General features: G+C 43.1%; 14 protein-coding genes. 11 read left to right on the plus strand and 3 right to left on the minus strand.

Going from position 1 to position 15,045, the window contains the following annotated elements; genetic code table 11:
* Positions 1-2 precede the first annotated feature (2 nt).
* From ACHWSC_RS24740 to ACHWSC_RS24780, 9 genes are all read left to right on the plus strand, one after another.
* Positions 3-1,370 carry a RagB/SusD family nutrient uptake outer membrane protein gene (locus tag ACHWSC_RS24740; RefSeq protein ID WP_394678592.1) on the plus strand — a complete coding sequence of 456 codons (1,368 nt, stop codon included), beginning with the start codon at positions 3-5 and terminating at the stop codon, positions 1,368-1,370.
* A 41-nt stretch (positions 1,371-1,411) separates the two neighbouring features.
* Positions 1,412-2,761: a beta-carotene 15,15'-monooxygenase gene (locus ACHWSC_RS24745; protein ID WP_394678593.1), complete on the plus strand. Its 1,350-nt coding sequence runs from the start codon at positions 1,412-1,414 to the stop codon at positions 2,759-2,761.
* Between the two features lie 23 nt (positions 2,762-2,784).
* Entirely contained in the window at positions 2,785-4,254 is a 1,470-nt protein-coding gene (locus ACHWSC_RS24750; protein WP_394678594.1) for a hypothetical protein, read from the plus strand.
* Between the two features lie 22 nt (positions 4,255-4,276).
* Positions 4,277-5,728 (plus strand): rhodanese-like domain-containing protein, encoded by a 1,452-nt coding sequence (locus tag ACHWSC_RS24755; RefSeq protein WP_394678595.1) that lies wholly within the window; start codon positions 4,277-4,279, stop codon positions 5,726-5,728.
* Between the two features lie 32 nt (positions 5,729-5,760).
* Positions 5,761-6,432, plus strand: coding sequence for a hypothetical protein (locus tag ACHWSC_RS24760; RefSeq protein ID WP_312459967.1), 672 nt, complete (start codon positions 5,761-5,763; stop codon positions 6,430-6,432).
* A gap of 193 nt (positions 6,433-6,625) precedes the next feature.
* Positions 6,626-6,787: a hypothetical protein gene (locus ACHWSC_RS24765; protein ID WP_153847574.1), complete on the plus strand. Its 162-nt coding sequence runs from the start codon at positions 6,626-6,628 to the stop codon at positions 6,785-6,787.
* Positions 6,788-6,807: 20 nt separating this feature from the next.
* Complete coding sequence (locus tag ACHWSC_RS24770) at positions 6,808-8,235, plus strand: phytoene desaturase family protein (RefSeq protein WP_394678596.1); 1,428 nt, start codon at positions 6,808-6,810, stop codon at positions 8,233-8,235.
* Between the two features lie 480 nt (positions 8,236-8,715).
* Positions 8,716-8,874 (plus strand): hypothetical protein, encoded by a 159-nt coding sequence (locus ACHWSC_RS24775; protein WP_394678597.1) that lies wholly within the window; start codon positions 8,716-8,718, stop codon positions 8,872-8,874.
* Between the two features lie 603 nt (positions 8,875-9,477).
* Positions 9,478-10,071 carry a TlpA family protein disulfide reductase gene (locus ACHWSC_RS24780; protein WP_394678598.1) on the plus strand — a complete coding sequence of 198 codons (594 nt, stop codon included), beginning with the start codon at positions 9,478-9,480 and terminating at the stop codon, positions 10,069-10,071.
* Between the two features lie 140 nt (positions 10,072-10,211).
* Here the strand turns inward: ACHWSC_RS24780 and ACHWSC_RS24785 are convergent, their stop codons facing one another.
* The 3 genes from ACHWSC_RS24785 to ACHWSC_RS24795 all read right to left on the minus strand — a co-directional run bounded on the left by ACHWSC_RS24785 (position 10,212) and on the right by ACHWSC_RS24795 (position 13,102).
* Positions 10,212-10,403, minus strand: coding sequence for a cold-shock protein (locus ACHWSC_RS24785; RefSeq protein WP_070566486.1), 192 nt, complete (start codon positions 10,401-10,403; stop codon positions 10,212-10,214).
* Between the two features lie 353 nt (positions 10,404-10,756).
* On the minus strand, positions 10,757-11,812 hold the full coding sequence (locus tag ACHWSC_RS24790) for a 3-oxoacyl-ACP synthase III family protein (RefSeq protein WP_394678599.1): 1,056 nt from the start codon (positions 11,810-11,812) through the stop codon (positions 10,757-10,759).
* Positions 11,813-11,959: 147 nt separating this feature from the next.
* On the minus strand, positions 11,960-13,102 hold the full coding sequence (locus ACHWSC_RS24795) for a DUF4932 domain-containing protein (protein ID WP_394678600.1): 1,143 nt from the start codon (positions 13,100-13,102) through the stop codon (positions 11,960-11,962).
* Between the two features lie 271 nt (positions 13,103-13,373).
* Between ACHWSC_RS24795 and ACHWSC_RS24800 the strand changes: the two genes are divergently transcribed.
* Complete coding sequence (locus ACHWSC_RS24800) at positions 13,374-13,898, plus strand: RNA polymerase sigma factor (RefSeq protein ID WP_394678601.1); 525 nt, start codon at positions 13,374-13,376, stop codon at positions 13,896-13,898.
* Positions 13,899-13,981: 83 nt separating this feature from the next.
* Entirely contained in the window at positions 13,982-15,040 is a 1,059-nt protein-coding gene (locus ACHWSC_RS24805) for a FecR family protein (protein WP_394678602.1), read from the plus strand.
* Positions 15,041-15,045 lie beyond the last annotated feature (5 nt).

A 15,045-nucleotide genomic window follows, 5' to 3' on the forward strand; every position in this document is an offset into this window, starting at 1 on the left:
TCATGAAAAAAATTATATATTTCCTTTTTCCGCTTCTTGTCTTTCAGTTAAGTAGCTGCAGCTCGTTTTTGGAGGTCGAGCCCAAGAATTCAGTGTCTGATGAAGTAACCATCGTTGACGGGAGTTCTGCCGCAACAGCCGTGCGGGGTATTTACTCGGCACTTCGGTCCAACGATTACTATGGCTATAGCTTTCAGCTGCTTGGATTCTTTTCGGCAGACAACATCGTCTATCGCGGTAGCCAAACTGTCCATCAGACCTTGACCAATCATACCGTAAAATCTGACCTCGCTGTGCTGGCTACGGCATGGAACCAGATTTATGCCACTATCAACCGGACCAACCATGTGATCACCAAAGTACCTAACCTGGCGCTGACGACCACTTTTACTGAGGCCTATCGAAACCAGCTTGTTGGGGAGGCCTATTTCGTGCGTGCACTGGCCTATTTTGATCTGGCTAGAACCTGGGGTGGTGTACAGATTGTGTTGCAGCCAACGACTTCGGCGAGCAGTCTGCCCCAGGTCCAAAGGAGCTCGCTGACTGATACCTATGCACAGGTATTGCAGGATCTACAAAAGGCCGAACAGCTGCTTCCCAATGAAACCAATCGTATCCGTGCGACCAAGAAGACTGCACGAGCGCTGTTGGCAAGATTCTACCTGTATCAGAAAAACTGGTCTGAAGCCATAAAATATGCCTCGTATATTATTGATGATAATACCAATTATAGTTTGGTGAGCCCATATCGCTCGTTTTATGCCAACAATACCTCCAATACCAAAGAATCGGTCTTCGAACTGGTCTATGATATCAATAATACCAGTGGTCAAGCCAGTCAATGGTTGTCGGGCAATAATGGGGGGACTGCCTGGATCAGACCTTCTCAGGCCATCTACGACCTGCTGGTGGATCCAGCTGTTGGTGGGGATCGGACGGCATTGGTATCCAAGACCTCTTCATCCACAGATCCGAATATCCTGATCGGCAATCTGTATTATCGAACAGACCGTACGGATCCCGTCTTTTTGATCCGTACGGCCGAACTTTACCTCATCCGCGCCGAAGCATTAGCGCAACGGAATGGCTCGGGCGATCTGACAGCTGCTTTGGCCGACTTAAATGCCATACGCTCACGCGCCAACATCAAACCCTTGCAAGGTCTCGGAGCGGCAGCGCTCCTGCAGGCCGTGGAAGATGAAAATCGCGTTGAATTTGCCCTGGAAAACCATCGCTGGTATGATCTGCTGCGGACAGGACGCGCGCAACAGGTACTCAATATTTCTTCCGTGAATAGACTACTGCTGCCGATACCGTACGCTCAGGTTTCGATAGACCCTAATCTACAGCAAAATCCAGGTTTGGATTGATCGGATGACTCACCTGTTTTTTTCCATTAAATCGTATTGAAATGACAACATTTGCAGACTCTCATTTTTTTAAGCGCTATCGCTCAGCTATTTTATACATCGGCCTGATTTTCTTTTTGATACTCAGCATCCCGTATGATCCCAATCTTTTTACGGGGAGTTCATTTGAAGATTTGTTTTCCTTGGAGAACTGGTTCGGATTGGCGACTTACCGCACTTCTTTTATCGCCGAAAGCCCTTTCGTCGGTAGCGATGTGCGCGGATACTATAACTGGGCAATTGCCCTGGCACTCTCGCTATTGCTGTTTTGGGCCTTTGGCCGTAAAATCAGGCAGACTTTTCAGGCCGATGACGATCGTGTATTTTACTGGCTCCGCGTGCTGTTGCGTTATCGTTTAGCATTGGCCATTACTTTTATAGGTCTTGTCAAAATCATCCCTATACAACTTCCCGAGCCGACTATTAGCGAGCTGCATACCGAATACGGTGATTTCCTGCTCTGGAAGCTCTATTACCTGACCAACGGCATTGCAACCGCGGGATATTTACCGGTAATTGGTGCGCTAGAGATTGTGGGTGGACTCTTTTTACTGAACCGCCGTACAGCAATCATCGGTTCAGGATTACTTATCGCCGTATTGCTCAATGTCGTGATCGTTAATTATGTATACGAGATCGGTGAACAGGTCTATAGTTCGTTTTTACTATTGCTTGCGGTCGTTATCTTCTCGTACGACTGGCCCCGTTTTTATCAGCTTTTGATCAAAAAGGCAGCAACTATTCCCGATGGGTTTTGGCCTGTCTATGGCCGCAGCGTTGCGGGGATTCGCCCTTATCTGCAGGCCTTGTTCCTGCTGCTAATCGCTGTATTTAGCGTGCAGGCTTACCTGAGCTGGAAGAATTCCGATTACCCATTCCCCGATGAAAAGGGATTGGAAGGAGCAGCAGGTGTATACAATGTAAAAGACTTCGTCTGGAAAGGCGATACTATTCCGTATTCGTTGAGCGATACATTGCGATGGAAAGATGTGGTTTTTGAAAAATGGAATACGCTCAGTATTCGTGGAAACCGTTCTGTAAAGGTCGATAGCCTCAAACCGCGTATCGCCTTCAATCGCGAGCGTAACTACGAATACCTGGGCAATGGTGGGCGTGAATTCTTTGGCTATACGAGCAAGAAGGGAACTGATAAGCGCACAACCACGATCAAACTTACCGGAAAAGTGAGTAAAGGCCACACGTTTGCCTTTATTGTCGAAAGACCCGACAAACGGACAATTTTACTTGATGGAGTCAACCAGTTGGGCGACTCATTGCATATACGGCTGGAGAAAGTGAACAAGAAGTATCTGTTGCAGGAAGGCCGCAGAAAACCGATCCGTATTTATTAACGATTCAAATTTAGACTAAGTTTATGGCAACGATTCAATATTTGGAAAGCATTCCAACCGGCCAGCAGGAGCAGGGCTGGAAGTACTGGGAGAAAGTAGGATTTAGATTTACGTTTATTTTCTTTATCCTGATGGTGGTACCCCTGGATTGGGAATGGTACGAAAAAGTTTTTAAACCCGAATCATTATATGATTGGATGGCAACGATCGCCGGTGGGTCGCGTACAGGTTGGATAGAAATAGACAGCGAAAGTGGCAAATGGGGTTTCGCATCGTATACGTCCTGGTGGCTCAATGGCCTGATAGCGGTGCTGGGTGCTTCCATCTGGACGATATTGGCCCGAAATAGTAAGGTGCAGCGCTATGATGCGCTGTACTATTGGTTGCGGGTATTGGTACGCTACCGCATTGCACTGGGGCTGATCGCTTTCGGATTTATCAAGTTCTTTCCCATGCAGATGCCATTTCCATCACTTGCCAATCTGAATACCGATATCGGTGAATATGCCCCCTTTAAGTTGTATTGGCAAATCGTTGGTGTATCCTATAAATATGAGATCTTTTTAGGCTTTTTGGAGATAGCGGCGGGAAGCCTGCTCTTCTTTCGGCCCACGGTCGTCATAGGAGCCATTATTAATGCTGGAGTCCTCTTTAACATTGCCCATGCCAATATTGCCTACGATGGCGCAGTTCATGTATACAGTTCATATTTTGTATTGCTTTCCCTTTTTCTATTGCTGCAGTATCTGCCTGCGATCTGGAAGCTTTTTATTCTGCGCGAACCAGTAAGCACCTATTACTATGTGCCAAAGTTTGTCAGGAAGTGGAATAAGCCATTTTATTTTGGCCTAAAGGCGACCATTGTGGTCCTGTTTATTTTCGTTTACGGCTTTTATCGCTATGAGCGATTCTATGATGAAGGGCGTCTAAAGGAGCCTGTGCTTCCTGGACTGGCAAAAGCTGCAGGACATTATGAGGTTTCGAGTTTTCTGCTGAATGGAAAGTCTCAGGCTTATTCACCTGCCGATTCAGTACGTTGGCATGAGGCCTTTTTCGAACGATACTCAACCTTGGTCTACAAGGTCAATAAAGCCAATTCGATTGATCTTGGTAATGGTACCCCGGCTTTAAATGATGTGCTCAAAACTTACGAGTTTACAGGTAGAGCCGGAGGGAAGAACTACCTCTATTATGAAATAGACTCGACGGAACACGCACTTTATCTGATCGATAAAAATCAGAAATTCAGTAAGGAACAACGTAAAAAACTAGATGAAAAACTAGATGTGGGACTGAAAGCCTTGTATGGAAAAGCGCAGGGCGATAGTCTGCATGTGCTGAAATGGGCTTACGAACGACCAACAGCCGAACAGATCAAACTCAAGGGGCTGGATGCCAGTGGTAATAACCTCGAAATTACCCTCAATCGCGTCAAAGAATCCTATCTCACCGGTAAAGAATGGTATATGAAAAATACACTATTTACCTACTAATTGTCTAAAAAAAAAGAATGTTATGAATAGAAGATCATTTATCCACCGTTCAGCTGTCCTTTTTACCCTTGCTTCGGCAGGTCAGGGGGTATCCTGTTTTGGAAATACCAATAATTTAGCGAATGGCTACAGCATCAGGCAGTTCGAAGATGAAGGCCTGGCACAGTTTTCCTATGCGATTTTGGCCGACAAGAAAATTGTGCTTGTGGACCCTGCCCGTGATCCAAGGCCCTATTACGCTTATGCAAAGGAACAGCAAGCGAAAATTATCGCGGTCGTGGAAACACATCCGCATGCTGATTTTGTGAGTTCCCATCTGGAGATTCATCAGGATCTGAAAGTTCCAGTTTATGTCAGCAAGCTTGTCTGTGCGACCTATCCCCACCATACTTTTGACGATGGTGATACCTTAAAGATTTCAGACCAAATCGTGTTGCATGCCATCAATACAGCCGGACATTCACCAGATAGCATATCTATTTTGCTAAAAGAAAATGGTCGCGATGTGGCGATCTTTTCGGGGGATGCGGTATTGATTGGTGGAGTTGGAAGACCTGATCTGCGCGAGTACTCAGGAGAACAGGCTACGCAGCGCGAAAAACTGGCGCGGCAGCTCTACCACACCGTCCATGATATCTATGCAACGTTAGGCGATCAGGTGCTTTTGTATCCAGCTCATGGCGCTGGATCACTCTGCGGAAATGCAATAAAAGGTGCTAAGCAAAGTACCATTGGCGCTGAAAGAACCCATAATTTGGCCTTTCAGCAAAAATCGGAAGAAGCGTTTGTCCAACAGATTCTGGCAGACCGTCCGCCTGTACCGATTTACTTCCCTTATAATGTAGAATTGAATCGTCGGGGAGCAAAGCCATTATTGGCTTCGTTGTCGGGTATTTCAGTGGTTTCGGCAGCAGTGGTGCCCCATGCATTGAGCACTGTCCTCGATACCCGCCCCGCTTCAGAATTTAAGGCGTCACATTTTCCGGAGGCCATTAATATTCCCGAACGTAGCAAGTCAGAATCTTGGGTAGGGACTTTTATTGAACCGAAAGACGGCTTTTATCTTGTTGTCGATACGAAAGAACAAGGTCAGGTGCAGCTCGAAAAGCTAGCCAAAATTGGCTATGAGCAGTTTGTTAAAGGTATTGTGTTGTATGGGGATTTCGCGGGGCAACCTTCGACCGCTTTTGATCAGAGCGCTTTTAACAGGGCACAAGATCAATATTTTATAGTGGATGTACGTACGGCCGAGGAAGCTAAGACTGGACCAGTATTCAAAGGGGCACATAACATCCCGCTGGCCGAATTGAAGGCACATATTGCCGAGCTACCCGTGGATAAACCTATCGTGGTGCATTGCGCTTCGGGTTATCGCTCGGCCATTGCAAGCAGCCTCATCAATGAATGGGTGCCAAAAGCGCAGGTCTGGGATATCGGTGAACATATTAAAAGCTATAAGCAATCGGTGAATTAACGAGAGGAATTACACTTAAATGCATACATGATATGAAAGATTTAAAATTATTGGCTAGCATGTTATTAGCAGTGGTGGTGTTGCTCAATGTGACCAACTGCCAATCCAGGCAGGATACGAAGGAAGCTGTAAAAAATAGTCAGGTTTCGTTTAAAAAGCAAGAAGGAGTTCGCTTTAAGCAGGAACTTGAAAGCTTGAATAAAACGAACAAAGTGCCTGTACAAATTCCAGACAATCCACGGATCGTCTATGCAACCGAACAGGATGTGTTGGAGCTGGAAAATGGTATTGTCCTTTTTGGATGGCCCAGCTGTCCATGGTTTCGGAATGCCATAACGCCGCTGCTGGAATTTGCCCAGGAGGAAAAGGCGGCTATTTATTACCTCAATATTCACGATATCCGGGATCTTAAGGAGAAAGATAAGGACGGTAAAGTGATCACGACCAAGGCCGGGAGCCGGGGGTATGAAGCTATATTGGCCAAATTTCACGATGTCCTAAATCCTTATACAGCTGTGGGGATTGATTCCATTAAACGGATTTCTTCGCCGACGGTATTATTTATTGAAAAAGGTAAAGGCGTGCATAAGGTTGTTTCTACGGTCGTTTCACAGACCGATCCGAAAATCAAGCTTGATAGTACACAGCGAAAGGAGCTAAAACAACGGTATCGCGCATATTTTTTGGATGAACATATTATATAAATGATATTTCTTATAAAGTTGTTTGATAGGATTGTATATAAGTTCTAAAGATGGGTGCGGCCCGGAAAATAAATACTTTCAATGCAGGTGAAAATTTGTATCCAAGGGCATAAGTTATAGTAAGGGAATCAGTAGCTGAAAAAGCCATAAGGATACATGGTGTCAACATTATCGTAAATTAAATGGATAACATATGAAAAAAATAATCAATCTTGGACTTTTAGCATTTGTTTTAACGACATTTACAGTTTCCTGCGGATCTGCAGGTAAGAAAAAGGATAATAGCAAATCGTTATCCGATTCTACTTCGTCGAAGCGTTCAAAAAAGGAACAACCCAATACAGGCTGCGATTAGAAGTGATTAAAAACTAGCTTATGCGAAAATTTGATGCAATTATTATCGGTTCGGGACCAAATGGACTGGCGGCAGCTATTACCTTTCAGCAGCAGGGGTTGAGCACGTTGCTGATTGAAGGTGCCGATACAATCGGTGGGGGAATGCGAACTAAGGAACTTACGATTCCGGGTTTCAAACATGATGTCTGTTCGGCAATTCATCCCATGGCTATGGCATCGCCATTTTTCAGGAGTTTACCTTTGGAAGCATTTGGGCTATCTTTTGTTAAGCCTGAGTATGCGGCAGCACATCCATTGGACGACGGGGAAACGGGGATTCTTTACCATAGTCTTGCCGAAACGGTAAAGGGTTTGGGGACGGATGGTGAAAGATATCGTAAGCTGGTTGAAAAGGTCGTGACACATTGGGAGGACCTTGCGGCCGATATTATGGGACCATTATCCTTTCCGAAGCATCCTTTGTCTTTAGCCTCATTTGGGCTGGATGCGCTTCAGCCGGCAAGCTGGACAGCAAAGCGCTTTACTTCCGTGCAAGCACAGGCTTTATGGGCAGGGATGGCGGCTCATGGAATTCAGCCCCTAGACAATTGGACAACTTCTGCAATTGCCATTGTGCTTGCGGCAGTAGGCAACAAATATGGCTGGCAGATACCGATTGGCGGCTCACAATCCATTGCCAATGCGCTGTTAGGCTATTATCAATCGTTAGGCGGGGAGATCCAAACAGGTTTTTGGGTAGAGGATGTTCGCGATCTACCATCCCATAAAGTTCTACTCTGTGATATTACACCCCGGCAGTTGTTGCAACTCAAAGGTATAGGTCTTGCTAGTGGATACCGTAGGCGCCTCGAAGGCTATAGGCAGGGAATGGGGGTATTTAAAGTTGATTGGGCATTATCAGAAAAGACGCCTTTTAAAGAGCTACGCTGTCAGCAGGCGGCTACGGTGCATTTGGGAAATACCTACGCCGAAATTGCCGAAAGCGAGCAGCGGAGCCATCTTGGGAAGCAAGTGGATAAGCCTTTTGTGCTGTTTGCGCAACAGAGTGCGTTTGATTCCAGTCGTGCTCCCGAAGGCAAGCATACGGGATGGGCGTACTGCCATGTTCCTAATGGGAGTAGGGTCGATTATACCGAAGCGATCGAAAATCAGATTGAGCGCTTTGCGCCGGGTTTTAAAGAAACCATTCTGGCCAAGCATACCTTTTCTCCTACGGAGCTCGAAGAGTACAATCCAAATTACATCGGTGGTGATATCAATGGCGGTATTATGGATATTTCGCAGCTGTACAGTAGGCCTATTTTGGCTCTAAATCCGTACCGAACCTCGGTCGACACGATTTATCTCTGTTCATCATCGACGCCTCCGGGTGGTGGTGTACATGGCATGTGTGGTTATCATGCTGCACGGACAGCGCTCAAGGAACACTTCGGTTTGCTGTTGTAAACCACGCCGAATAAGTATTGCCTTATCCCCTCTATTTGTGGCCCCTGTGGCTACAGGTTGGAAGAGAATACCTACTTGGATTTTAGGACAAAGAACAGTCTGTTATTCCAGGGAGCTATAAATTCTCCTGAAATGAAAGCTGTACTTGCCCAGTTGCCGCGGAATAAGTGATTTTAGCCGTTTTTTATTTTTCTGCAGCATAAACTCTTTAGAAAAAATAAGCTAATGGGTGTGGTTTTTTAATTTCGGCAGTATTTTTGCTATATAGGGCTACGAAAACACCCCAAATAATATGTTGCATCAGGCCAAGATCATTTCTTGGCCTTTTGTATTTACTCTTCTCCATAATAAGCAAACAATATCTCAAGTCAATACTTATGATGGCAATATCGGTTTTAATGTTGCTTTTTCTATCGCTAAATACTAAACAAGAAGAAATAAAGCGGTGCGTACGGCAAGTATAAACTTAGGAAAGACACTTTGGCCGGGGTAAGCTGGGCTCCTGAGGCAATACAATGCCTACCAAGCGATGATGCCGTAAAAGGAAACTTTAACACAGACCAGGCAAGTGTTCATCTTGCCATCGCATGGCGAACTACAGATGGATGGTATCCGATGGGTAAAGTTGATGTGTTATAAAGATAATGATGTGTAACTATCTGTTTATATCAATATTGTTAAATATCTTATCTATATAGTTTTATGTTTTGTCTTATTGGGTGTTGTGCCAGTTTGTCAGCTGTATACATAGGTGCTCAATAGGCTTTACAGGGGTATTGTAATTCTAGAAAATAGCGTTTGTAAATAGGGGTTATTTTACACTTTTCTATAGGAGAATGTGGTCAACTTGTGCATTATCTTGACGAATGGGATCAAGGGCAGGCCCACTTCGTTGTTTTTGTGTGCTGAGCGCCTCAATTTAGCTTTTGTGAGGATGAATTAGAATCTGGTTTTTGCCATGGAAATGTCGATGGTACGCTGTTATTTTATAGGGATGTCGGTTGGTTCCATTCGGAAAATCATGAGCCGTACAGCAAATAAATTGGATTTTTTTTGTTTTTGATAAATACGCTAATTATTTATATACAGTGTTTTGTGTGTTTTATGTCAATTAAAAGTATAGCTATTATTTTGCCTTATAGAGGCCGCTATGGTGTCTTTGAAAAGTCGATGTGTGGGATGAAAGGATGAAATGATTGTGGGAAAAAATCCATAAATTAGGGGAACTAAACAAGCTGTTTTATGAATGTAAAATCTATTCTAAAAGCTTTCTTATTATTTGCGCTTTGCCTGATCCATGTAATCGGTCATACGCAAGAAAGCAACAACAATAAGAAATTGTGGGCAAAATCAATTTTGAATCAAAAGGCCCCAAAACTTGAGGTCGAGCAGTGGCTTACAGATGCGCCTGATACAAAGGGTAAGTTTATCCTTATTGATTTTTGGGCTACTTGGTGTGGACCCTGCCGGAAAGTGATTCCTGAACTCAATGAATGGCATAAGAAGTATGGTGATAAACTTGTGATCATTGGCCTTTCAGATGAAAAAGCTGAGGTTATAAAAAAGGCGAAGGAGATTAAAATAGATTATTTCTCAGCGATCGATACGAAAGCGAAGTTGAAGAAACAGCTCGAAGTACAGGGAATCCCACACTGTATTTTAGTAGATCCGGATGGCATTGTACGCTGGGAGGGTTTTCCGACGTTAGAGGGGCATGAGCTCACCGATGATGTTGTTGCTGATATCATCAGAAAGTATTCCAGGAAGCGCGGGAGATTCAAAGATAGCAGTCCATATTTTCTGCGACAGGAAGAAGTGATGTTGGCTGGATTGTAAAAAGTTTTCCATATGCCAGACCGATCAATCGTCCGATTTTTTGCCGCACTTGGGTATGGAATGGATAAAAAAAAGTGTAACGGTTGCCCGTTACACTTCGCAAGAAGATAAATAAATTATCTTCTTGTGTGTTTACTTAATTATGCGATACGTACGTTAACTGCATTAACGCCTTTTTTACCGTTTTCTACATCAAATGTTACACTGTCATTTTCGCGTACTTCGTTGATTAAACCAGATACGTGTACGAAAATGTCGTCTCCACCACCAGCAGGCGTGATAAAACCAAAACCTTTTGTTTGGTTGAAGAATTTAATAGTTCCTTCTTGCATTGTTTTATAAATTATATTAAAGTAATCTGTACTGCACTATTGTGATAAATGAATATGAACAATAGTTAATCGATTTTTTGCAAGAAATAGGATCTGATTTTAATGATCTTGGATTGACTCAAGTCCAAAAAGGTCTTTACCTCCGGTTTGCTAACAAAAAAGCTTCTGAAAATGCGAAAACTGAGTGGTAAGTATAACTTGACGATTTCAGATAAGCAAAGGCGGAGCCGATTATAAAACAAATTTAAGTATAAAATATTGATATATACAGTGTTTTGTTATTTTTTATGAAATAAATCCTCTGCAGGCTCTGTGTTAGCATAATAGCTACACGATGTAGTCGCAAAATTAGATTAAACCCGATAAGTAAAAGCATTGATATTCATACCTGCGCCAACAGATGCAAATAGGATGATATCGCCTTCTTGCAGGGATTGATTGTCTAACTGACCACGGGCAATGAGATCATAGAGCGTAGGAATGGTTGCCACGCTGCTATTTCCTAATGTATGGATGGTCATTGGCATAATATCAGGCGGGGGTACTGTATCGTATAGTGCATAGAATCTCATCAGAATGGCTTCGTCCATCTTCTCGTTGGCCTGGTGGATCAGTATTTTTTTGATTGCCGTGATATCGATATCCGCTTTTTGGAGGCAAGCCTGCATGGCTAAAGGAACTTTGCTGAGTGCAAACTCATAGATTTTACGTCCTTTCATTTTAATATACCGTATATCGGGGTTCTGCTCTTGTTGATAAGAGCTCCCGAAATTGAGATAGTTCGCTTCCTCAAGCGCATAAGTTGCACTTTCATGTGATAGGAACCCTTGGTCTGTCGTAGTGGCTTCGATGATTACAGCGCCAGCGCCATCCGCATAGATCATCGAATCTCTGTCAAAAGGATCAATAACACGAGAAAGCGTCTCTGCGCCAATGACCATACAGCGCTTTGCCATACCTGATTTTATGAAAGCGTTGGCATGCAATACGCCTTCGTTCCAACCAGGACAACCAAATAGTAGATCATAAGCCACACATTTTGGATTGCTGATCCCGAGCTTTTTCTTCACCCTGCTTGCTAAACTGGGTACAGTATCCGACTGGATTTTGCCAGCTTGCACATCGCCATAATTATGTGCAACTATAATATAGTCCAATGTTTCCGCAGCTATACCGGCGTCTTCAATGGCACGTTGACCAGCGAGGAAAGCAAGGTCTGAAGCCACTTGGTCAGGATCGGCATAACGACGTTCCTCAATTCCGGTGATTGCCTTAAATTTTTCAATGACAGAAGCCGGCTCTTTGAACGGCAGCCCATTTTCATCCAAAAAAAGATGGTCGGCGAAGTCTGCATTGGCTATTTTGTGGGATGGAATATAACTGCCAGAACCGATAAATCTAATGTTCATAATTGTTTCTCCGTACGTATTGTGTTTAAATATATTTCGACGATCATCCCCTTATGCTATGCTGATTCCTTATGGTCGTATACATTCACATTTCTGGCGGCTTATTTCCTTCTCAGCCTTAATTTACTAAATATTATCGGGATGGCGCTAATTTTCTTTCTCACACCAGTCCAACAGTGGCTTATATAAGCTCTGAATATCTTTCGGGTTATTGTCTTTATACAGACGGAACAATTCGGCGTTAAATTCATCCGCTTTGGGAAATCCTTTTTTGTTGACCATCATATCGTTGACGTTTTCAACAATCTGGCCAAAAAGATCATGATCATCTCCAAACTTGTCGTAACAATATAAGATGAAAAGTCCCCAGGTTAAATACTCATCAAATACTTTTAACGGACTTGGATAATGAACTGTACTTTTGTTTTCTATATCTACCCATAAGTCTCTATTGTTGAATATTGTATCGATCTGTTTTTTGTTTTTTTCGCTCAATGGACCTACGTAGTTGTGGTCTATCTCCGTGAAAATAATGCGTGTATTGAATGCTTTTTTGAATTTGGGGCTCCAGGATTCGTCTTCGCGGAGGGTGGGTAAAAAAAGCAAAATTTCTTTGAAACCTTTGTACTTGAAAGTGTGGGTCGCATTCATCCCGGCAATCAGAGGGGAAGTCAATACACGATAGCTATTGATTGTATAATCGAATTTCTTTTCTAACCATTCTTTTTGCTCGGCAATGGAAGCATACTCCTGATATGCTGTACGAAGGCTGTCGTAATAGCCTTGATGCTCTTTGTAGAATGCCCGGTATCCGCTCTTTCTGGCGAATTCTTCCAGGTCGTTTTTATAAGCAGGGATAGGATTTGATTTCACCTGATAATTTCCAACTCCTCTTGCTGGAAAAATATAGATGTTTGTAGGTACTAATTGGTCGTTTTTGAACTTAAAGCCATATACATTGGCTGCTAAGAGGAAATAGTTGGTTAGATTCGCTCGTAGTTGCTGGTCAAATTTCTTTACGATAGGCAGATTGGAAAATGGGGTAAAATGCGCTTTGACCTCTTCAAAATAAGCCGTATTCTGCTTGGTCATGTTTGGATTTTCCTTACCAAAGTCAGTTATCGCAAAGATAATATAGATGAGTTCCTGTGCCTCATTGATTTCAACAGTTGTCTTGCCGTCGTTTTGGGCAATGTAGGCTTTGCTAAAATCGACGTCTTTTTCTTGGCAGATGGCCAGGTTAGCTAGTAATACAAAGCATATTAAAATAAAAAAGATATTCCTTTTCATCGTATCGTTATTTCATATAATTATTGATAAGACATGTTGCTTATAGCGTAACGTTTTACCGGTTATGGTCATGTCTGATTGAGGATTTCACTATGAAATGAAATATTCCCGACTGCAATTATAGGGAGATTTCTGCTTGTTTTATAATAAAATTTGTACAATCAGAAATGAATTCTGCTAATTGAAGAGGTAATATATTCAATTTGTTTAATTTAATATTGATCTTAACTTAATACTGAGGAAACTTTGTGCTTTTATTTTTGACAGCGCAATGGAACACATTCAGCCTATCAAATCTTCCAATCAGAAAAGTTTCAATCTCGTATACGAAAAGTACCATCGACAGATTTACGGTTTTGTACTCAAGCGTACGCAATCGGATTATATTGCAGAGGAGGTGACGCAGCTGACCTTTATCAAACTCTGGAACCAAAGGGAGAAGCTCGACGAGCAGCTCAGTATTCTGCTGCAGCTTTTCGGTATGGCGCGGCAAGTCATGATCGATCTGCTGCGCAAGGAGGCTACACGTTTCAAATACGAAGGGCAGACAGCAATGACACCTTTTACCGATAGTCTGATCCGGGCAATTGAAAATAAAGACCTTTTGCGTATGATGGAAAAAGATATCCAGAATATGCCGACGATGCGTCGGAAGGTCTTTGAACTGAGCCGTAAAGAAGGTCTTTCCCATAAAGAGATTGCTGCTCAGTTTTCAATTTCTACAAAAACCGTAGAACAGCATATCAGTAAAGCACTTCTTCAACTCAAACAACATCTCTATTCCATTATGCTATAAGTCCTTTATGTTAAGTATCGGCGCCCTTTATTAAATAATTGTTAAGAACTAAGGGATGTCGTGCTGGCCTGCGTAATAGGAGTATGAAGCATGATAAAAAGCAGCATCAGATCAAAAAGAAGATCTGGAAAATGCCCTTCCTCGTGAACGAACTTTTCAAGGACGAAGATTGGGAGAAATTTGATAGCACAGCAATGGACGAGCCTGTGCCTACTGAAACGATGAAAACGTTTATACAGACTGCGATTCAAAATCAGGAAAAAGCGCAGGATCGAAAGGCATTACATCGACATCGGTTGGTAAAGCTACTGCGCTACAGTGCCGCAGCTGCAGTTCTCTTTTTCTTTTCCTTCCATTTTGTTACCTGGTGGACAAAAGATTCACTTGTACAGCCAGATGCTCAGCGGTCCGCTGATAAACCAGTTATAGCGCATAAAGATACAGTTTGGGCTTCAATAGAAAATAAAAATCCCTATAGTATAACGCTGGATCTACCCGATGGATCGCATGTGCGGTTGTTCGCACAAAGCCATATTCGCTATGTGAAAAATTTTGATGCCAATGCCCGTGATATTGAACTTAACGGTAAAGCTTACTTTGATGTAGCATCGGATCCGAAACGCCCATTTTCGGTGTTTGCCAGCGGGACTAAAACAACGGCGCTTGGTACATCCTTTACCATTAATACCAAATTAAAGCGTCAGGCTGTGACAGTGGCATTACATACAGGTAAGGTGCTTGTATCCTCGCTTACAAACGGTTTCAAACAGATTTTTTTAGCTGACCCGGGCCAAAAGCTGACAGTTGATTCACGGGGTGCAACAAGAATTGAAGCCATCAATAAAAAACAGCCATTGAACATGCCTGATCTGTCTGCCCCGGATTTGTTAAATCTGAAAAATACACCAATGCCTGCTGTGCTAAAGGCGTTAGAAACTGCATTTAAAAAACAGATCCATTTGGGTGACAAGGGTATTGCCGCCATCCATTATACAGGTGAGATTGATGTACATCACGATTCATTGAAGGATATCTTGACAACAATCTGCCTGATTAATGAATTGCGCTTTGTCGCCAATGCGGATGGAAGTTATACGCTATACAAACAGGAAAATACAATTACTGAACATCTAAACAACTAACAGAT

This window comes from uncultured Sphingobacterium sp. (assembly GCF_964277905.1).
GTDB classification, from domain to species: domain Bacteria; phylum Bacteroidota; class Bacteroidia; order Sphingobacteriales; family Sphingobacteriaceae; genus Sphingobacterium; species Sphingobacterium siyangense.

Coding starts and splice junctions, on each gene's coding strand:
- ACHWSC_RS24740 (WP_394678592.1), top strand. CDS start 3: ATGAAAAAAATTATATATTTCCTTTTTCCGCTTCTTGTCTTTCAGTTA.
- ACHWSC_RS24745 (WP_394678593.1), top strand. CDS start 1,412: ATGACAACATTTGCAGACTCTCATTTTTTTAAGCGCTATCGCTCAGCT.
- ACHWSC_RS24750 (WP_394678594.1), top strand. CDS start 2,785: ATGGCAACGATTCAATATTTGGAAAGCATTCCAACCGGCCAGCAGGAG.
- ACHWSC_RS24755 (WP_394678595.1), top strand. CDS start 4,277: ATGAATAGAAGATCATTTATCCACCGTTCAGCTGTCCTTTTTACCCTT.
- ACHWSC_RS24760 (WP_312459967.1), top strand. CDS start 5,761: ATGAAAGATTTAAAATTATTGGCTAGCATGTTATTAGCAGTGGTGGTG.
- ACHWSC_RS24765 (WP_153847574.1), top strand. CDS start 6,626: ATGAAAAAAATAATCAATCTTGGACTTTTAGCATTTGTTTTAACGACA.
- ACHWSC_RS24770 (WP_394678596.1), top strand. CDS start 6,808: ATGCGAAAATTTGATGCAATTATTATCGGTTCGGGACCAAATGGACTG.
- ACHWSC_RS24780 (WP_394678598.1), top strand. CDS start 9,478: ATGAATGTAAAATCTATTCTAAAAGCTTTCTTATTATTTGCGCTTTGC.
- ACHWSC_RS24785 (WP_070566486.1), bottom strand. CDS start 10,403: ATGCAAGAAGGAACTATTAAATTCTTCAACCAAACAAAAGGTTTTGGT.
- ACHWSC_RS24790 (WP_394678599.1), bottom strand. CDS start 11,812: ATGAACATTAGATTTATCGGTTCTGGCAGTTATATTCCATCCCACAAA.
- ACHWSC_RS24795 (WP_394678600.1), bottom strand. CDS start 13,102: ATGAAAAGGAATATCTTTTTTATTTTAATATGCTTTGTATTACTAGCT.
- ACHWSC_RS24800 (WP_394678601.1), top strand. CDS start 13,374: ATGGAACACATTCAGCCTATCAAATCTTCCAATCAGAAAAGTTTCAAT.
- ACHWSC_RS24805 (WP_394678602.1), top strand. CDS start 13,982: ATGAAGCATGATAAAAAGCAGCATCAGATCAAAAAGAAGATCTGGAAA.